This is a genomic window from Priestia sp. SRI_019, assembly GCF_057586255.1.
Window position 1 is genome coordinate 331083 of the sequence record NZ_JBYCZN010000002.1, and the last position, 18147, is coordinate 349229.

The following is an 18147-nucleotide window of genomic DNA, read 5'->3' on the forward strand; positions in this document are numbered from 1 at the left end:
TTTTTTTATTAGATGGAACGCTGTGAAGTACGAACATCTACCGTTAAAACACCGGTATTTACGTTTGCGTACGCTTTAATGATGACAGGATAATCTTTGTTGTTTGTGAACTTAAAATCAGGTCCGCCCCACGATACGGTTGCATCTCTTCCTGCAGGTACATAACCTACATGTTTTGAATGGTGAGACCTAGCTGTCACTTGAAGACCAGCGCCGTCAATCGCATTAAATAGCGTAGAAGATGTTTGACAGATCCCTCCGCCAATTCCCATCACCAGCTGTTTATTGATAATTTCAGGAGCAGGCTGATAGCCTCTTTCTGCTGTGCGCTCCCCAACTGTTTGATTATAAGAAAATGAATCTCCTGGTCCTAACACAACGTTGTTAATTGCTTCTGCGGATAGCTGAACATTTCTGTTTCTGCTTGTATCACTTGGACGGAAACGTGTAGAATACGAAGCTAGCGATACATCAGCGATCCCTTTAGCAGATGCTGCTGTGACATTTGGAGCGGTTTCGTAAATCGGAACCTTTACATCCAATTGTTTCGTATTTAAGTTCTGCAGATTTTCAACAAGTTCTGCTTCTTTTAAGATGATTTGCTTGGACCCGCCAGTCAACGATCCATTTTCATCTATTTTTATGTTTTGCATAGGTGTATCGATCCCTTTTGCCAGCTCAGACGCTAACTGTTTAATTTCTTGGTCGTATACGTCTTTATCCTTGTAATGAACCGGCTTGAATTCTTTCATTACTTCTCCTGTACGGGAATCTTTTAACTGATACGTCAGTTCTTCGACTTTAAGGATTGGCTTTTTCTTTTTCTCAGCCTTTTTTTCTGGTTTTTTAGCCGCTTGTTTTTGTTCTATCGCAGCTGTTTGCTTTGCAGAATGATTGGTATACATGCCGTACGCAATAAACGCACTAACAATTGTCGCGCCAAGCAAAAGCGCCCCTAAGACTTTCTTCATGTAATTGAATCCCCCCATATCTCGGCTTTACCTCAATATGTTTTTTCTATAAAAATATGTATACATTCATTTTATACAAACATCTTAGAAAAGACGATATGTCAAAGTGAATAATCACCATTTTTTATATTTTTTTCTTTGTTCAACACATGAGGTAAAGCGGAATGATGTTCATAGACCCCATTTTTTCTTATGAACTCAATAGAAAACAAATGTTGTATGCGTTTCCTGTTATTACTATTCTTATATATAATAGCACGAAAACAAGGATTTTTTAACGAATTATGGTAATTATTTTAAAATTTTTCTGACAATTTTCGCGGTGTTGTTCATTTTTCTATGGGCCTTATACATGGTATAATGGTGAAAATGGAATTTGTTTTATGAGGAGGATTTACGCTTGACTGAACGTTATAGCAAAGAAGAGATTAGTCATCAGCTAGAAAGTATAGATCATGTAAAAGAAGCTCTTTTAAAATATAAAAACACCGTAATCGGTGAGAAATATGATTTGCTTCCCTACCATTTAACTTCAACAAAAGAGGCAATCTTAAAGACCGTTCACGATAAAAAAAGCTGTATTGTTAGCGATATCACAAAAGTACTTGGGCTCTCACCTGGTGCTATCACCATTGTATTAAATCAATTAGAAGATGATGAGCTTGTGAATCGTATTTATAAAAAGCAAAACCGCCGAAGCGTGTGGGTGGAGTTGACGGAAAAAGGCGAAAAAGTTGTCGAAATATTGCAAGCTACTCGTGTCGATTTTTGGTCAGATTTACTTTCACACTTATCAGAAGAAGAAAGAGATCAATACTTTCACATTATGAAAAAAATATCTCAAAAATTACAGCAATAAATATAAAAAAGCGGCTATAACGGCCGCTTTTTTATTATGCGTGTGCTAAGGCTTGTTTTTTCACTTCGTTTTTCAACACTTTTCCTACGCTGTTTTTAGGAAGTGATGAAACAAATACAACAGTTGGCACTTTATATGGTGCTAATCGTTCTTTACAGAAGTTCACTACATCTTCTTCAGTTAAAGCGGATGCTTCTTGTTTAACAACAAATGCATATGGAACTTCTCCGTACACATCATCAGGCATGCCGACAACTGTCGCTTCTAACACACCATCTGCTGCTAGGACAACTTCTTCTACTTGATCTGGGTAGATGTTGTCTCCTCCATATACAATTACATCTTTATAGCGTCCTTCAATGTAGAGAAATCCGTCTTCATCTAATCGACCTGCATCGCCCATCGCTAACCAGCCATCTTGTAAGACAGCGTTTGTTGCTTCTTCGTTTTGCCAGTAGCCTTTAAATAGATAAGGGCTTCGTACAAGTACTTCACCCTTTTCTCCAGTTGAAACTTCTTGACGTGTTTCGGGATCTACAATTTTAACTTCCACATGTGGAGCAGGTTTTCCAGCAGAGCTTACCTTCTTCCATCCCATTTGAGGATGCCATGAACTGATAATCCAAGCTTCTGTGCTTCCGTACCCTTGAGCTAAAATCATTCCATTACGATCATATTGTTCAATTAAAGACTCTGATACTTTTGTTCCGCCTGACACAGCAAGTTTTAGAGGGAAATCATAGTGATCTCCTTTTTCAAGCTCTTCTACGATGTATTTTAATGCTGGTGGTAGTGCAAACAGCATTTTAATGTTTTCTTTTTCGATTACCTCAATTACTTTAGCTGGATCTGTTTCTTCAGAACATACCATTGTGTTTCCTGTGTTAATGCACATAAATAAAATGCTCATCGAACTCATGTGGAAGAATGGATGAACAAATAAATAGCGCATGCTTTTATCAATATTTGCACGTTCTTCCTGTCCACCAGAGTTTAAAAAGGCACTTACCGATCCGTGTGCAATCATACATCCTTTTGATTTACCTGTTGTACCTGATGTAAACATCATTAATGCTAAATCTTCAGGAAGTACTTCAGGAAGTGCTTCTGGTGTGTTTGTGTTATACGCTGAGAATTGGGTTGTAAATTCTTTTGCATCCTCAATTTTTAACGTAAAGCTAAGTCCAGCCGTTTGTTCCGCTTTTTCTAATACAGACGTAAATTCATTATGGTGGATAATCGCTTTTAACTGTCCGCTTGTAATAATGCTATCAAGCTCATAAGGTGTCATGCTCTTACTTAATGGAACAACGACTGCTCCCACTTGTAAAATCCCCATTGTAACAACTGGGTAAGCAATGCTTGTATGAGCTAAAATACCAATACGATCTCCTTTTTGAATTCCTTTCTCTAAGAAGTAATGAGACAATTGATTTACTTTTTCATGAAATTCATTAAATGTATAACGTTCATTATGTTCAACTAGTGCTTCATGTTGAGGAGAAATCTCTGCACGTTCTGCGACTAAGTATTGTAATGTGTTCATTTTATCCTCTCCTTTGTCCGCTTGGACTAAATATTTCGTTCGTGAATATTTTAATGACTAAAACATAATAACAAAAAATTTTTCCGAAGTAAAAGTTTAAAATTATCAAAATGTGTTTATATAGGTTGTATCGGGAAATGTTAAAAGAGATACTGTTTTTAAGAAATGTTGTATTACCAAGGGTTTGATAAAATTTTACAAAATTTAAATAGTTCAGACACTGGGTTTAACGAACTATTTTTTTCCTTTTTTTGTTTGTAAATTAGTTTTTATTTCTTGTTTTTCATTTTTTTAATATATTTTCTTACTTTCCCCTTATTCACCGGATTTTGAGCTCATTTATTGAATGAAAACGGTGAATATGAAACAATAATATATAAGTATTTGGATTTGAAAGGAGCAAATTTAGACATGAAAGTTCTTGTAATTGGTGCGAATGGTCAAGTAGGTAAACATATTGTAAACATTTTGAATGAAAGTGATGTGCACACTGTACGTGCGATGGTTCGTAAAGAAGAACAAGCAAAAGAACTTGAAGCAAGAGGTATCGAAACGGCTTTTGCAAGCTTAGAAGGCACTGTACATGAAATTAAGGAAGTGATGAAAGGCTGTGACGCCGTTATCTTTAGCGCAGGATCAGGCGGAAATACAGGCCATGATAAGACACTTTTAATTGATTTAGACGGTGCGGTAAAAGCGATGGAAGCCGCAGAAGATCTAGGTATTAAACGATTTGTGATGGTAAGCGCACTTCAAGCACATCACCGTGAAAATTGGAATACTTCACTAATTCCTTACTATGTAGCCAAACATTATGCAGATAAAATCTTAGAAGCAAGCGGATTAACATATACAATTGTTCGACCAGGCGGATTGTTAAATGAACCAGGAACAGGACGTGTAGATGCTGGGGAGAACAAAGAGCGCGGATCAATTCCTCGCGAAGATGTAGCGCGTGTTGTAGTAGAAACGTTAAGTGAAGATCATACATTTGGACGTTCTTTTGATTTAGTTTCAGGCGATACGCCTATCACAGAGGCTATTCAATCTATTTAATATAAAAAAAGCAGCGAATACCATTCGCTGCTTTTTATTTATCATTTAGTACATGTATTAAATGATAAATCACTTTTGCTGTCAGTCCCCATATGACTCGATCTTCATAGTAATAAAAATGTTCTTCCATCTCTCTTGTTTGCCAATTATAATTTTCGCCACCAATAATCGCGTCATAAGGAAAATTATGTTCGGGTTCTACTCTGAAATGGATATTGTGTATATCAGGTTCGGTACGCTGAAAAAAAGAAAGAGGCACGGTAAATACTTCTGCTACTTCCGAAGGATTCGGTCGAAGTTCAAGCGACTCATCAATGAAACCTACATAAGGATAAATGATTGTTCCGAATTGAGAAACAATATAATCTAAAGCTTGTACTTGCTGAATAGATTGGAGCGTAATCCCTAACTCTTCAGAGGTTTCGCGGATAGCCGTTTCTTTTTCATCTGCATCCGTCTTTTCAACACGCCCTCCTGGAAAACAAATTTCTCCGGGCTGCCTACGTAAATCGAACGCTCTTACTTCAAATAAAACATGCAGTTTTCCTTGTTTTTCAATAAGCGGAACAAGAATGCCGAAGCGGGAGAACTGCTCCATCCCAAGGATTGTCGGCATCCGGTTTTCTAACTTAGCTATAATGCGGGATGCATCCATACGTCCACTTCCTTTCACAAAATGAATTATCAAAAGAATAGCGAGTTATAAGCTGCGATGTCAACTAACCTGCAAAAGAAAGCTGTTATCTTTATTATATGAAGAGATGTATTGAATTGACACTACAATTGATAAAAATATATAACATGAATATAAATAAAAACAGATAGCACCGGCTACCTGTCTTTTTGTCTTGTTTTTAACAACCCATAAATAAGTAAAAAGAATGCAACCACACTGATAAGCAATCCTCCTACTTGCTTATCAGTGAGTCCAAAACGAAGCTGAAGCCAAAAGATAACCAAGCAAATCAAAATGACGCTGGTAGCTAAATAAAAGTAAATGCTGTAGAAAAACGGATTCGTTCTTTTCCGTTTGTAGACAAGTAGTGAGATACCTATATACGTACCTAAAAGTGTGAGTAATACAACAACTTCCGTTAATGTTCTCACTGCATTCTCCCCTCTCCCTTTTTTCTTCTATACCCCGTTTCTTCTTTTATCAAAAGGTAAAAAGGTATTCATAAAAAACCGCTCTTACGACATAAGGCGGCTTTCTCGATACGCTTTATCTTGAATTATTTGCTTTTTTACATTGGTCGTTTTCCTGTTGCTAACATCAGCTGTTTTTTTACAAAGGCGTTTGTACTATACATCAAGAGCAAAGGTAATGACCGCTTCACAAGCTAATTCCCTGCCTACAAATGCTTTTCCTTTTCCTTTTACAATCTTTCCGCGCTGCTTAAGAATCTCAAATTCTAAGCGAAGTGTATCTCCTGGCCTTACTTGACGCTTAAAGCGGCATTCATCTATCCCTGCCAAAAAAGCAAGTCTTCCTTTTGGTTGGTCATCCGCAGCCATAGCAAATCCACCAAGCTGAGCAAGAGCCTCGACAATAAGTACCCCTGGCATCACCATATAGTCCGGAAAGTGACCTTGGAAAAAAGGTTCATTTGCTGTTACTTGTTTAATTCCTACAGCAAGCTTTCCTTCTTCTTGCTCTAAGATGCGATCAACAAGTAAAAAAGGATAGCGGTGTTGAATGGTATGTTTTATTTGTTTTATATCTTTCATATGTATCGCTCCTTTTTCTTATAATAAGGGGTCCTTGCCGTCAAATGCAGGAAACGTATCTGGATGAAGAAGAGGCGCGAGTTTTTTTAATCCTAACAGCAACCGAGGTGAAGGACGACAATACAGCCATTCTTCTAGTACATGTACGCGATGTTCTTTAATGGCACACATGTCAGACCAGTTGGGTCTTTTATGTAAAATAGTCGGATTTACTTTGTTTGTCTGCACTCCTACCCAAGCCAGACAAATATGTTGTGGATTTCGTTTGAACACTTCTTCCCAATTACTCTGTACATTTGCTTCTTTATGATCAGCAAATATATTTTCTCCTCCCGCTAACTCACTAATTTCAGTCAGCCAGTTTGCTTTGCCAGGAGTAAAGATAGGTTTTGGCCACCATTCCCAGTATACAGTGGCTTTTTCATCAATTTGATTTGCAATCCCTTTATATGTAGAAAGAAACTGATCATAACGCTTTAACAGTTCAGCTGCTTTTGATTCAATGTTTAATCGCTGACCTAAATCCTGTAGATTGTGACGGATATCTTCTAGCGAATTAGGATTATATACGACATAAGGAAGCTTTCGTTTTTTAAGTTCTTCAATATTTCGCTCCATTCCAGGAACGCTTAGTGATGCTAGGACTAAATCGGGTTTAGCTTCTTCCACCGCATCCATATTAATAGATAAATCGGGACCTAAACGCGGCAGACCTTGAATAGACTGCGGCCAATCGGAATAATCATCAATTGCTACGAGCAAATGCTCACATTTTAAATACGCTATTAGTTCTGTATTGCTTGGACAAAGCGAAACAATTCGCATAGTTCCCCTCCTGCATTCATTTCTTTTTTTCTATTATACAATAGATCCAAATATAAAAAGCAGAGACTTTCACTGAAGTCCCTGCTTGTGGTGCTCTCTCTTATCCGCCCATCGCGTGATAAAAGAAGTAAAAGAAACCTAAACAGCCAAGTGAACTAATGCTTGTAGTTAAAATGCCGATTGAAAGCAACGCCTGTCCGTCTTTTTTTCGTTTATATCGCAGCATATAATAAAAAGCTAAACAGGTGCCAAGAAGTAAATAAATAGCCCATATGTAAGGTAGATTCTGTAGCTGAAAGATGTATCCTTGATTAAATAATAAACAGTAAATAAAAAAAAGATTTACGATAAAAAATATAGGAAGTACACTTTTCTTCATCTATTAAACCCTCTTCTATTCTTTATTTTCTGCTATAGTTGCTCTGTTTTGATTTCTCAGCTCATCCCGTATTTCACGTAAATATTGATTTCTCTCTTTCATTCGCTTTAACACTATAACGATAACAGCTATAATACCAGCAATGATTCCTATATAAAGAACTCCAAACACTAAGATAGGTACTACACCCCAAAGCTCCATCTCATCCCTCCTTTTTTTGGGTTATTACCTTATTTTACCGTATTTTGTAAGGATGTCACGTCTTTTATCCATGAAAAAGGGAGTTTGAATATACATTCAAACTCCCTAAAGAGATAATAAAAAATAATATTTATTATAGCGCTTTGCTTTTGACACTCGCTCCCGTTCCGAAGAACTTATCAAAAATTTGATAAAGAGCAGACAGACCAACTAACCAATAAATCGTTGTTACTAACCAATCCCAAGAGCCAAATAGCTCTTCTACTACATTCACGCCTAATGCTACAGCTAACCAATTTAAACCGCCTAAAATCACAAGAAGAGTCGTTAAACCTGAAAGAAATTTCACGTTGTCACCTCCTTGCGAACTGCATTAGGAAAAGCAGCTCATGTTACATCTTATGCGCTGTGTAGATCAGTATATGCCTAGGCGCTATGTAAAATAGTTATAAAGAATATGTGATTTATTCTTTTTTATTTCCTTATTATTGTGCAGCTGCAGCTTTCCCAATTTGCTTAATCGTTTCTACATGCATCGCTTCATGATAGAAGCTGAATAAAAACGTTTCGCCAACTGTTGTAAAGTTGATACCCGCTTTATTTGTAAAAGGTGTGATTAACTGCTTATCAAACTGCTGAGGCATGAACTCTTTAATGCGATGTGCTTGATCTTTCAACACATTCGCAATTTCTTCAAGAGAAGGAGCAGCCTCCGTCCAATCGGCAGGTTTTGTTCCTGCGCCGAAAAAGCTTTCATAACTCTCTGGCGTTTGCATCGGTTCACCAGCTAAGCCAAACACAAGTTTTTCTTGAATAAAGGCAATGTGTCCGAGATTCCAGCGGATATTGTTATTGAATCCTTTTGGTGTGATGTCCGCTGCCTCTTCTGTTGTTTTTTCGAGGATACTAATCGTAATCCCTCTTACAACGTCCATATGTTTTAAAATCATGTTTTCCATCGTCTAATCTCTCCTTACGTTGTCGTATTAGATAAACTATTCAATGTCTATTGTGCACAAATTAATCTTTAAATGCCACTCATAACATTTAAACCTTAAAATAAAAGAAAATTCAAAAGAAAATTCAAAAGAAAATCCCCCTATATAAAAACTAGGGGGATGTTTTAAGCAGAAGACTTTAAATTTGAGACAGGTCCTTTGTTTGGCTTCGGTTTTAGCTGACCAAGCTTATTTTTCAGATAATCTTTTAATGCGCCGCGTTTTCTCTTGCGTCTTTTATCACGATTTTTAATAGTAATCTCCTCCTTTCCTTTTAGTTTTAAGACCTGCGTATTAAATGGATTCTGCTTTTATACATAAAATCCTTTTGAATTCTCAAATTTACCTTCATGTAATTCTTTCCTTTTTACAAAAAAAGATCAAAGTATCAAAACTTTGATCAATCAAGCTACATACGTAATCGACCCAATAGTGGAAATAATAGCGCTGTTTCTGTCGTACCAAACAACGGGTTCGTATCTAACTGCAAAATAACTGAGGTGAGCGGTGTGAAGTCTGACAATTTCATCTGACAGGTAAGCAGATTGCTTTGCGTCATCTTTTCTCTTTAAATTTAACACTTCAATAATTCTTTCCCGCGTCGTAATTCCAATCCCATGACCAAAATATAGAGTTTCATCTAATACAATGGTGTTTTCACCTTTCCACTGGGGAGTATCAGGATTATAATCAGGGTTCTTAAAATAAGCACAGTCTCCGGGCAAGTAGTCAGATCCTTTATAACCATGGAGCTCAAGATCCTCATCGTATTGCCAATCGTGTAAATAAAGATCAGCAAAAAGCCTGTTAAAGTTTGCTTTTCCAATATTATTTAATACAGCTTTGTAAAAGATGATGATAACAGCCGTCGCGCATTCAAACGCGTATTCGTGTCCGTTGTAAAAAATATCATCGATGGCCTGATGAGGAGAAACGGTAGGCAGTAGTTGAAACCCTCCGTTATCGGTTCGTTTCCAATACTTTTCGTTACACCTAGAACGTGCAAATGTGGCAAACCTGGCGCCGCTTTTGCGCAGCAACACAGATGATTCAATAATTTGTAATTTAACAGATACATCAAAATCAAGCTGGTCAAATGTAGCATACTCATACACTTCCCTATAGGCATCCATCTGTTTTAAAATGTCTGCTTTTTCTTTTGTTAACGAACTATTATTTAAATCGCTTATTTTCACAATTTGTTGATTAACTTTAATCATAGACGTTCTCTCCTTTACAGAAAATGATATCAATCACTTTCTCTAACAGGATATTGATAAAAAAATATTTTGTGTATCTTCATTTAGTTAAAATCATGAAGATTAGAAAAAACGATAAAAAAAGTAAGTTAACCGCTAATCTTTTCATTTGTTCCTTTTTGTCCTTTTGTAACCTTTTTAAATATAAAGCGAGCACACAACACGTACAGTGGTAACACAAGAATGACGGCAATAACATTTAAAACCCAAGGTATTGTCCCCATAAAAACATTTGAAGATGCTTTATCATACCAACTCACAATCAGTAGTAAAAAGACCACGCTGGATATAAAAGTACTTATATATCCCTTCTTATAGTTGGTACTTCTCACAGCAATAACAAAGCCAATTACCAAGGAAATGCCTGCTGCAATTAAGACAAAAATCAAAAATAAGTTTGCTACCTTTTGAACGTCCATTACTTCCCTCTTTCTTATAAAATTTTCACTCCAGAATCTTCGTTACGTCACTTATAAAAAAAGTAAATTTAAGTACTTTGAACTCCCTAAAACAATTAACGCCCTTTTCTAGATACAATTCCTACAGTTAAAATTAAAGTCATACCTACAACATATAGTGCTATAAAAGTATAAAGTGATTTTATGTAGCCAGCTGGATAAAGCGTAGCGCTCATTATTAATAAAATTCCTAATATGTTTAATAACTTTGTTTTTTTAATTTTTGTTTCAACCTCTTCCTTTCTATCTCAATATCCCTTTGACTTATATAAAATCTGGAAGCTGAAATTTCTTGGCAATCCACTTGGTAAATGCTTATACTTCTTTTCTTAGGTCTTAATATAAATTCGTAGATAGACCAATAAGTTAAAGGAAACAAAACGATAACAAGAAACCCGTTTTCAGCTGATATATATTTTTAGATTAATAGCATAATATTTAATGTTTTTTTGTACGGTCGTGTAAATAAAAGCTTAAATTAAAGGAACTTAACTTCTTACCAAGCTTTTTAAATAAAATTATAAAGGCTGTAAAAGTTATCAGTGCACCTATAGCGATCCAGGCATTTAAAATATTTAGCCAAATACATATACCCATTATTAAGATAAGCAATAATACATTAACAACAATAGGAATCTTCTTACGAGTATCGATGGCTGTGTAAAATAGACTAAAAACAAAGAAAATTATTATAAGTCCTAGAGTTATGTTGATGCTGATCTTCATCACTCCTCATTCTTATATGTACTTATTTTATTTACATTTACAACTACATTTGGGCCCTTTAAAAGAAATAAACAGACTAAACCGATAACGCCTACAAGTACTGAAGCAAACCCATACTTATTCACTACTTCCCCCCCTTTATTAAATGACTTTACCCCTACCATACTCTATTTGATTAAAATTGTAAATTTATAGATTAATTGTATTTTAATTTCCTTATCATAAGTCTTATTTATATACATACTTGGTTAAACAGTATGTTTTTTGTTACTAAGATGTTAGCAAGAAAGGTTAAGTTTAAAAATCTCATCTCTTTTATAATTGGTATGTAGTCTATATTAAAAAGGTGGGATTTACCGTGGAATTTAAAGAGGTTATAAAAGAAGATTTTGTAATGGTTGGATTTAGCGGCGCCGGTAAGTGGACTAAGGAGGTTGTATACCCTATTCCTGAACTTTGGGATAAAGCATACAAGTCTTTCTTAACTAAAAACCTAAAACAAATTATCGGTGTATGTTTGCCGCCAAGGAGTGATCATTATTTCTATACGTGTGGAATTGAAATATCTTCTGTACTCTATAGTGAAATTGGAGAAGGAACGACTGTACATACTTTCCCTGCGCAAAGATATGTCGTTTTCAAGCACACTGGTCCTGCTACAATGATTCCTAATACATACGGCAAGCTATGGGATACATTTGATTCAAATGGCTATAAAATAAAACCAGGAGCTCCTGAAATTGAAATAGTAAATAGTGATATGGCTGGACAAGAACAATCTCCATTATATGAAATGAAAATATGGATTCCTGTAGAAAGCTCTTTAAACGCTAAATAAGTAAAGTAAGTCTTTAATATCATTATTTTGGAGCGGAACACATAATAACCTAATTTGTTATGTCAACGTAAAAAAGAGCATCAATGGATGCTCTTTTTTTATTAGATGTATTTATTATGGAAAGATGAACGTAATAAATAAGCAAAAACTGCCCAATGATTAACCTTTCATTATAGTTTGCACACATAAAAGTTGGATTGATGTGGTGTGTTTGGGCATAGCTTTATATCCCCTACCTGTACACTTTATGGCAAAAAAAGAGTTGTTTCAAACAAAGCTAATTAAAAGGCTACTAGAAAATTTGAATGCATTTCCTGTAGATAGAAAAAATCCAGGTCCTAGCGTCTTAAAAATACCTATAAAATTACTTAGACAAAACAAAATAGTGGGATTTTTCCAAGTGGGACAAGAGCCTCAGAGGAGAAAGAATTAAAAAATGGGGCAATTCATATTGCTTCAAAGGCAAATGTACCAATTATACCTGCAGTTTATATTGGGCCCTCTTCTATAAAAGACTTATTAGGGAGAAAGAAAAGAACAATTATAACAGGAGACCGCATTAAAATTCCTAAATTGCATATTGACAAAAAGGCTATTATAAAGACAGCAAATGAATTGATTTCAAATTCGTTTGAAAAGTTAATACAAATAAAAAGCAATAATATATAAATACATTAAAAAAACAACTTAGTTACTAAGAGAATATCTTAGCCGCTAAGTTGTTTTTTGGTTTATTTATTATCATTGGTAAGCTCAATTGAAAGTTCCTGAGACAAAATTTTGTTACCAACAAACCAAAATATAAGCGTACTGCCTGCCAACATTAAAAGCGATACAGTAATTATTACTTTATAATCTATTACAAACTCGCCAGGATCAACTAAAAGAAGTATAAAGGTCGTTAGTAAGCCCATTATTATACCAATAATTAATCCAATCCCAATATATAGGTTCACTTGTGACAGTATAACTTTACGAAGACCTTTTGGTGTCACGCCCATTGCACGTAAAACAGCAAATTCTTTCCGTTTAGAGTATATGTTATTTGCTAAAGAGTTAAATACACCAACCATCGTAGATGCAACTAATGTAGCTATGACTAAAATAAATATCCCCCAGCGCTGATAAAACATTTTGTTTGCTTCTTTTACCGATTGTTCATAGTTACTGATTTTAATTTCTGGATACTGACTCTTTAATTCCTCAAGTTCATTAACTGTATTTTTTATATGTTCGGAATCCACATAAAGGGTATAGAAAATAACATCCAGCAATTTTTGGTTATTCCAGTCTACATATGCATCTGCGTTATTTAACAGTTGCTTTTCTATGGCAATGACTTTAAAGGTTCCTTTAGACTCGACAATTTGTGTCTCGTTAGAAAACTCTCCCACTGGAACTGTCTGCCCTACTTTTAAATGGCTCTGCTGTGCAAATCTTTCAGATAATATTAAGCCATTACTAGGAGTTTTACTGTTTAAGTGAGCCATCAATCCTTGTGCTTGTAGTCTTTTGAGATCAACTACTGCATAATTCATATCTACTTTCTTTCCTTCGGTTTGTAATTCTGCCAACCCTAGGGTGCTAAAGTTACTAACGGACTTTACACCTGATAGTTCCTCTACTGTTTTAGTGAATTCCATAGAATTTATTTTGGAATTATCAATTCGAGTTTCAATTAGAATAGGAGTGGCAAAATCTTTTTTCAACTGTTCCAGTTGGCTTATTTGAATTGTACGTAATGTAACAGATCCAAATACGGCAATTATCATTAAGCTGCTTATCATTAAAATAATAGCAGTGTTCTTTCTGACTTGAGGAATAAGGTTTTTCACAGAAATATAAAACTCTTGCCCAAATAACCTTTGCCCATAAGGTAAGAACCATTCTAAGATTTTTGGTAACCAGATAGGAAAAACCAACACAAAGGCTAGCAATACTAAAACCACTGATATTAAAAGCATAGCAGACCCATACGTCCCCCTTGTGGGCAACACTTGGCTACCAATAATTAAGAATACAGCAATTCCGACTAAAACTTTTGAGAGAGTAACCCTTACTTTTGAATAACTATAATTAAGTTTTTCGTTTTCCTCCATTGTTTTAAGCGGTAATACCTTTGTACTACGGTAAGCTGGAACAAATAAAAAGAGCTGAATAACAATAAAAGCTAAAATAGAAATACTTATAGCGGCACCCACATTAAATTCCGAAGGTGTGGTTGGAATATTAAATAGCTTTTCTACCCAACTATACAGGGTTCTCTGACTTAAAAAGTTTAGTATAAAACCCAAAGATATACCGGTAATGTTAATCACAGTGCTTTGTATCATAATAATTTTACTAATTTGTTTAGTACTTGCACCTAATGAACGCATAATTGCGAATTGATTTCGCATTTTATAAAGCAATAGTTCGAAATTTGAAATGATAATAAGAGAAGTAACAATTAACACTAATACAGACAATACAACAATAAATAGATGTAATGATTGCAAATTACTTTTTACCCCATAATCTTGCTCAGCAATATCAATGCGTAAGTCTTTATCATAAGATTTTATTTGATTGGCTAAAGTCAGAGTATTTACATTCTTCTTTGCTTTAATTAATAAATAAGTAGCTTCGGCTTTACGATTATCCTTTGCTTGGATATAGCTCTTTACAACCTTTTGGTTAAGTATTAGCATATCTGGGGCAGAACCCGTAGCAGTTAAGTCATCTACTGTCTCTACCAAAGTGTATTTTTTGTTTTCAATAAGGATCTTATAGCCAATTTTTGCGTGTAGAACTTTTGCTAATCCTTTGTTCATTACAACAGACTCTTCATTTAAATCCTCAGTAAAATGGTATCGGCTTTTGGGTAGATAATTATTTTCTGCACCTACTGTATAGATAGCGGTGTCCATCTTGTTTACGTTTAAGTGAGCAATAGAAACTTTAGATACTTTATTAACTTTTTTGTTTTGAACAATTTCGTTCACTAATTTTGGTGTAAGGACGTTGCTTTGGTCCATATTAAATCCTACTGATAAATCCATTTCCCCATACGCCTGTTTCATCTGATTCTTAAGCGTATTCTGAGCATTAAATGAAAATAACACCATACTAAGTACAAGTGTTGCAGAGATAGCTATGCTTAAGATAGATGAAAAGACAATAAACTTATTAGCTTTAAACAAACGTAAAGCTACTCCTTTTATGGTCCTCATAGCGTTTGTTTCTCCGGCTTTGTAATAAGTTTAAATTTCTCCAATATGTAATCTAAATCATTATTTCCGTTACAGTTATACGTATCAACAATGCTACCATCGTGAAAGAATAAAACTCGATCTGCATAAGTGGCTACGTTAGGGTCGTGAGTAACGAGTAATATACTTTGGTTAAGCTGCTTCTTCGTAGACACCAGTGTATTTAATATATCTTCCGAAGTATTAAAATCTAGATTACCTGTTGGTTCATCCGCCAATATGATAGGTGGTTCAGTTATAATCGCTCTTCCTATAGCTACCCGCTGCTGTTGTCCACCTGACAGTTGTACAGGACGGTGTTTTTTCCAAGCTGTTAAGCCCAAGAGCTCAACAATGCTATTTACTTTTGAATCAATTGCATCCGATGTAAGTCCTTTTAAAACGAGCGGCAGAGCTATGTTTTCTTCTACAGATAAATCTTTTAATAAGTGGAATGATTGAAAGATAAATCCAATATTATCTTGTCTGTACGCTGAAGCTTGAGGTTCTTCGAACATATCTTTTGAAAGCATTCCTTTTAATTTAATCGTTCCACTAGTTGGCTCATCGAGTGCTCCTAAAATGTTCAGCAGCGTACTTTTTCCTGAACCACTCGTTCCCATAACAGCAACCATTTCACCTACCCCTAACTGAAAGGATATATCATTTAGTGCAGTGACTTCATAGCCCTCTCCTTTATAAACTTTAGTTAAATTTTCCACCTCTAAAATATGTTTATTTTTCACGTCTTCACCTCGAAGTAAGTTTCTTTTTTGTAGTAACAAAGATGGTTAACTCTTTTATCGCATCTACCTTTGTAAATTTCTCCTATATCTAGTACGTTTCAAAACAGGAATAGTTTTACATTTTGTGAAAAAAAGGAAAAATTTTTAGTTATTTATAAGAAACACAAAAAAGTAGAAGTTTATTAGATAAGCTGCTACATTCAAATTCAAACAAAAACAGTGTTGTATTTGACTCTGTTTTCTTGCTTAAATTCACTTGAACTCACATAAAATATTTCCACTTTTACCCTTATGTCTTGTAGTCCAACACGTAAACAATTATACTTATTTTAGTAAATATTCATAAAAAAGGAAGTGGAGAAACGTTATGCCGCCAAATCCATCACACCATCCTATTATTCTATTTGATGGTGTTTGCAATCTTTGCAACGGATGGGTACAGTTTGTTATCAAACGAGATCCGCGTGCTCTATTTCGTTTTGCGTCGCTTCAATCTGATAATGCGGGGATCTTGCTGCGTAAGCATAACTACGAGGACCCACCGCTTCAGTCGGCCATTCTTCTTATGAACGGGAATCTTTACACAGAGTCTACGGCTATCCTACATATTGTCCGCCAGCTTCGAGGACCCATTCAACTAATGGCGTGTTTCCAAGTGGTTCCCGCGTTCATTCGAAACCTGCTCTATCGTTTCATTGCACGTAATCGGTATAAGTGGTTTGGAAAACAAACGTCATGTATGTTGCCAACCCCTGAAACTAAAATGCGATTTTTGGACTAAGCATACAAATGGAGGAAAACAATGCGTTTATCAACAAAAGAGAAATTTCGTTTAAGTATTCTTGCGACCCTAAGGTGGACCATGGCCATTACGTTTCTTATTTATGGAATGACCAAAATCTACCCAGGACAATTTATAACAGGCGATTTTGTGTTCGATTCAACAAAAGATTCTGCGATGAAACTGGCGTGGTATTTCTTTGGGTATTCCGATTTCTACAACTATTTTATTGCCGCTGGCGAATTATTAGCTGCATTGCTATTGGTGATTCCGCGTACCGCAACACTAGGGAACATTATTTTTCTCCCCATTATTGCCAACATCACCGTCCTTAACTATTGTTTCAACATTCCTGCCAAAGTGGTGTGTGTTCCGCTGCTTGCAATGAGCTTGCTATTAGTATTGATGGAATATTCAAAGTTAAAAGGCATCTTCTTTGTCAATACCGCTACCCCAATGCAGAAAGTAGACGTTCACTCATCCGAAAGGAAGGTGACCGTTAAATGATTGTCTTTCTTTTGCCGCCCATTATCTTCGGTTTGGCGTGTACTTATTATTTTGGTCTTCGCAAAGAAGACTGAACACAGACAATTCCTATTTTGCTTTGAATAGTAGTTTACGGAAACCAGAGAAGTTCTCCATAAGATGCTAAAAAAAACTGCTGCAGGTAAGCTAATAAAAGCGCAACTTAATGCCACTCTCAAAAACAATAAAAAAGGCAGCAGCTCAACTTATGAGCTGCTGCCTTTTATTTATAGAAACATAGGAATAGCCTTTTAACGATACCAAATCGTTTTATCTTGATATGGAATACGTTTTGATAAAGCTTCTTTATTAGGATGTCCGACGTAAATTAAGCCTAAGAGCTTATCGTCTTCTTCTAGAGATAAAAAGTCATTCAGTTCTGTCTGATAGACAATTTCACCTGTTCTCCAAATTGTAGCCAAACCTTGTTCTTCCGCTACTAATAGCATATTTTGTATGCTTGCCGCTACGGCAGAGATTTCTTCAATTTCAGGCACTTTTCCTGAAGGACTTACTGCTACAGCAATAATGACAGGAGCACGAAGCGGGCCTTTTTTAGCTTTTGTTGTTTTTTTCAACGCTTCTTCTTCACTTAAGTGAGCAGTTTTTTGCTTCGTAATACGTTCCATTTCGTCTCCTAAACGAACGCGTGAATCCCCTGTAAACACTCGAAACTTCCAAGGCTCTGTCTTTTTATGGTTAGGAGCCCAAGTGCCTGCTTCTAACATAAGATTGATAGCATCTTCTGATACATCTTTGTCTTGCATAGCTCCAATCGTTCTTCTGGCTTTAATAATATCTAATACGCTCATGCTTTTCGTCTCCTTTTTTACATTCAATTTATTATAGTTATGTATTTGTCTTGAATATAGAATAATTGAAAATCATTCTCACTGTCAAATGTTTTGATTATCAATTAGGTAACGATGAATATGCCAGTTTTTTAAGCATGTTTGTTTTTTTAGCAGTTTTTCTTTTAATTATTTGGCAGTTCCGGCAAATAAAAAACGATTTGGAACAT

At 35.5% G+C, this 18147-nt stretch carries 21 protein-coding genes and 1 pseudogene; 6 read left to right on the top strand and 16 right to left on the bottom strand.

Annotation, left to right across the window (positions count from 1 at the left end):
- Positions 1 to 8 precede the first annotated feature (8 nt).
- Positions 9 to 971 (bottom strand): VanW family protein, encoded by a 963-nt coding sequence (locus AC2YJL_RS11995; protein WP_230932659.1) that lies wholly within the window; start codon positions 969 to 971, stop codon positions 9 to 11.
- A gap of 400 nt (positions 972 to 1371) precedes the next feature.
- Between AC2YJL_RS11995 and AC2YJL_RS12000 the strand changes: the two genes are divergently transcribed.
- On the top strand, positions 1372 to 1830 hold the full coding sequence (locus tag AC2YJL_RS12000) for a MarR family winged helix-turn-helix transcriptional regulator (protein ID WP_195696986.1): 459 nt from the start codon (positions 1372 to 1374) through the stop codon (positions 1828 to 1830).
- A 34-nt stretch (positions 1831 to 1864) separates the two neighbouring features.
- Here AC2YJL_RS12000 and AC2YJL_RS12005 read toward each other — a convergent pair whose 3' ends face one another.
- Positions 1865 to 3376 (bottom strand): class I adenylate-forming enzyme family protein, encoded by a 1512-nt coding sequence (locus tag AC2YJL_RS12005; RefSeq protein WP_230932658.1) that lies wholly within the window; start codon positions 3374 to 3376, stop codon positions 1865 to 1867.
- 411 nt (positions 3377 to 3787) lie between these two features.
- Here AC2YJL_RS12005 and AC2YJL_RS12010 point away from each other — a divergent pair, with 411 nt between their 5' ends.
- Positions 3788 to 4432: an SDR family oxidoreductase gene (locus tag AC2YJL_RS12010; RefSeq protein ID WP_014459986.1), complete on the top strand. Its 645-nt coding sequence runs from the start codon at positions 3788 to 3790 to the stop codon at positions 4430 to 4432.
- Between the two features lie 34 nt (positions 4433 to 4466).
- Here AC2YJL_RS12010 and AC2YJL_RS12015 read toward each other — a convergent pair whose 3' ends face one another.
- The 11 genes from AC2YJL_RS12015 to AC2YJL_RS12065 form a co-directional block, all read right to left on the bottom strand.
- Entirely contained in the window at positions 4467 to 5087 is a 621-nt protein-coding gene (locus tag AC2YJL_RS12015; RefSeq protein WP_230932657.1) for an NUDIX hydrolase, read from the bottom strand.
- A gap of 176 nt (positions 5088 to 5263) precedes the next feature.
- Positions 5264 to 5539 (bottom strand): hypothetical protein, encoded by a 276-nt coding sequence (locus AC2YJL_RS12020; protein WP_014459988.1) that lies wholly within the window; start codon positions 5537 to 5539, stop codon positions 5264 to 5266.
- A gap of 195 nt (positions 5540 to 5734) precedes the next feature.
- Complete coding sequence (gene fabZ / locus AC2YJL_RS12025) at positions 5735 to 6160, bottom strand: 3-hydroxyacyl-ACP dehydratase FabZ (RefSeq protein WP_116741061.1); 426 nt, start codon at positions 6158 to 6160, stop codon at positions 5735 to 5737.
- 18 nt (positions 6161 to 6178) lie between these two features.
- Complete coding sequence (locus tag AC2YJL_RS12030) at positions 6179 to 6985, bottom strand: cobalamin-binding protein (protein WP_230932656.1); 807 nt, start codon at positions 6983 to 6985, stop codon at positions 6179 to 6181.
- A gap of 100 nt (positions 6986 to 7085) precedes the next feature.
- Complete coding sequence (locus AC2YJL_RS12035; protein WP_230932655.1) at positions 7086 to 7364, bottom strand: hypothetical protein; 279 nt, start codon at positions 7362 to 7364, stop codon at positions 7086 to 7088.
- Between the two features lie 15 nt (positions 7365 to 7379).
- The gene (locus tag AC2YJL_RS12040) at positions 7380 to 7565 is read right to left on the bottom strand and encodes a hypothetical protein (RefSeq protein WP_013083262.1); all 186 of its coding nucleotides are present in this window, start codon (positions 7563 to 7565) and stop codon (positions 7380 to 7382) included.
- A gap of 133 nt (positions 7566 to 7698) precedes the next feature.
- Positions 7699 to 7914 (bottom strand): DUF378 domain-containing protein, encoded by a 216-nt coding sequence (locus tag AC2YJL_RS12045; protein WP_013057146.1) that lies wholly within the window; start codon positions 7912 to 7914, stop codon positions 7699 to 7701.
- A gap of 136 nt (positions 7915 to 8050) precedes the next feature.
- Positions 8051 to 8524 (bottom strand): DinB family protein, encoded by a 474-nt coding sequence (locus AC2YJL_RS12050; protein WP_098249668.1) that lies wholly within the window; start codon positions 8522 to 8524, stop codon positions 8051 to 8053.
- A gap of 443 nt (positions 8525 to 8967) precedes the next feature.
- A complete protein-coding gene (locus tag AC2YJL_RS12055) occupies positions 8968 to 9783 on the bottom strand; it encodes a protein-glutamine gamma-glutamyltransferase (RefSeq protein WP_013057144.1) in 816 nt (271 codons plus the stop codon).
- A 128-nt stretch (positions 9784 to 9911) separates the two neighbouring features.
- Positions 9912 to 10241, bottom strand: coding sequence for a hypothetical protein (locus tag AC2YJL_RS12060; protein WP_230932654.1), 330 nt, complete (start codon positions 10239 to 10241; stop codon positions 9912 to 9914).
- A 764-nt stretch (positions 10242 to 11005) separates the two neighbouring features.
- Positions 11006 to 11131: a hypothetical protein gene (locus tag AC2YJL_RS12065; RefSeq protein WP_014459997.1), complete on the bottom strand. Its 126-nt coding sequence runs from the start codon at positions 11129 to 11131 to the stop codon at positions 11006 to 11008.
- Positions 11132 to 11364: 233 nt separating this feature from the next.
- On the opposite strand from AC2YJL_RS12065, the gene AC2YJL_RS12070 reads away from it, so the two are divergent.
- On the top strand, positions 11365 to 11844 hold the full coding sequence (locus AC2YJL_RS12070; RefSeq protein ID WP_195693807.1) for a GyrI-like domain-containing protein: 480 nt from the start codon (positions 11365 to 11367) through the stop codon (positions 11842 to 11844).
- A 172-nt stretch (positions 11845 to 12016) separates the two neighbouring features.
- Positions 12017 to 12513 (top strand): annotated as a pseudogene (locus AC2YJL_RS12075) (lysophospholipid acyltransferase family protein).
- Between the two features lie 62 nt (positions 12514 to 12575).
- On the opposite strand, the gene AC2YJL_RS12080 reads toward AC2YJL_RS12075, so the two are convergent.
- Positions 12576 to 15026 (bottom strand): FtsX-like permease family protein, encoded by a 2451-nt coding sequence (locus AC2YJL_RS12080; protein WP_251568151.1) that lies wholly within the window; start codon positions 15024 to 15026, stop codon positions 12576 to 12578.
- A gap of 26 nt (positions 15027 to 15052) precedes the next feature.
- Entirely contained in the window at positions 15053 to 15820 is a 768-nt protein-coding gene (locus AC2YJL_RS12085; protein WP_230932652.1) for an ABC transporter ATP-binding protein, read from the bottom strand.
- Between the two features lie 367 nt (positions 15821 to 16187).
- Between AC2YJL_RS12085 and AC2YJL_RS12090 the strand changes: the two genes are divergently transcribed.
- Positions 16188 to 16601 (top strand): thiol-disulfide oxidoreductase DCC family protein, encoded by a 414-nt coding sequence (locus AC2YJL_RS12090; protein ID WP_230932651.1) that lies wholly within the window; start codon positions 16188 to 16190, stop codon positions 16599 to 16601.
- 21 nt (positions 16602 to 16622) lie between these two features.
- Positions 16623 to 17108: a hypothetical protein gene (locus tag AC2YJL_RS12095; RefSeq protein ID WP_230932650.1), complete on the top strand. Its 486-nt coding sequence runs from the start codon at positions 16623 to 16625 to the stop codon at positions 17106 to 17108.
- A gap of 269 nt (positions 17109 to 17377) precedes the next feature.
- On the opposite strand, the gene AC2YJL_RS12100 is transcribed toward AC2YJL_RS12095, so the two are convergent.
- Positions 17378 to 17938: a nitroreductase family protein gene (locus AC2YJL_RS12100; RefSeq protein ID WP_487374770.1), complete on the bottom strand. Its 561-nt coding sequence runs from the start codon at positions 17936 to 17938 to the stop codon at positions 17378 to 17380.
- Positions 17939 to 18147 lie beyond the last annotated feature (209 nt).

Bases quoted from the DNA above. Each gene is read 5' to 3' on its own strand.
- AC2YJL_RS11995 (WP_230932659.1), bottom strand. From the start codon at position 971: ATGAAGAAAGTCTTAGGGGCGCTTTTGCTTGGCGCGACAATTGTTAGT.
- AC2YJL_RS12005 (WP_230932658.1), bottom strand. From the start codon at position 3,376: ATGAACACATTACAATACTTAGTCGCAGAACGTGCAGAGATTTCTCCT.
- AC2YJL_RS12010 (WP_014459986.1), top strand. From the start codon at position 3,788: ATGAAAGTTCTTGTAATTGGTGCGAATGGTCAAGTAGGTAAACATATT.
- AC2YJL_RS12015 (WP_230932657.1), bottom strand. From the start codon at position 5,087: ATGGATGCATCCCGCATTATAGCTAAGTTAGAAAACCGGATGCCGACA.
- fabZ (WP_116741061.1), bottom strand. From the start codon at position 6,160: ATGAAAGATATAAAACAAATAAAACATACCATTCAACACCGCTATCCT.
- AC2YJL_RS12030 (WP_230932656.1), bottom strand. From the start codon at position 6,985: ATGCGAATTGTTTCGCTTTGTCCAAGCAATACAGAACTAATAGCGTAT.
- AC2YJL_RS12035 (WP_230932655.1), bottom strand. From the start codon at position 7,364: ATGAAGAAAAGTGTACTTCCTATATTTTTTATCGTAAATCTTTTTTTT.
- AC2YJL_RS12040 (WP_013083262.1), bottom strand. From the start codon at position 7,565: ATGGAGCTTTGGGGTGTAGTACCTATCTTAGTGTTTGGAGTTCTTTAT.
- AC2YJL_RS12050 (WP_098249668.1), bottom strand. From the start codon at position 8,524: ATGGAAAACATGATTTTAAAACATATGGACGTTGTAAGAGGGATTACG.
- AC2YJL_RS12055 (WP_013057144.1), bottom strand. From the start codon at position 9,783: ATGATTAAAGTTAATCAACAAATTGTGAAAATAAGCGATTTAAATAAT.
- AC2YJL_RS12060 (WP_230932654.1), bottom strand. From the start codon at position 10,241: ATGGACGTTCAAAAGGTAGCAAACTTATTTTTGATTTTTGTCTTAATT.
- AC2YJL_RS12090 (WP_230932651.1), top strand. From the start codon at position 16,188: ATGCCGCCAAATCCATCACACCATCCTATTATTCTATTTGATGGTGTT.
- AC2YJL_RS12095 (WP_230932650.1), top strand. From the start codon at position 16,623: ATGCGTTTATCAACAAAAGAGAAATTTCGTTTAAGTATTCTTGCGACC.
- AC2YJL_RS12100 (WP_487374770.1), bottom strand. From the start codon at position 17,938: ATGAGCGTATTAGATATTATTAAAGCCAGAAGAACGATTGGAGCTATG.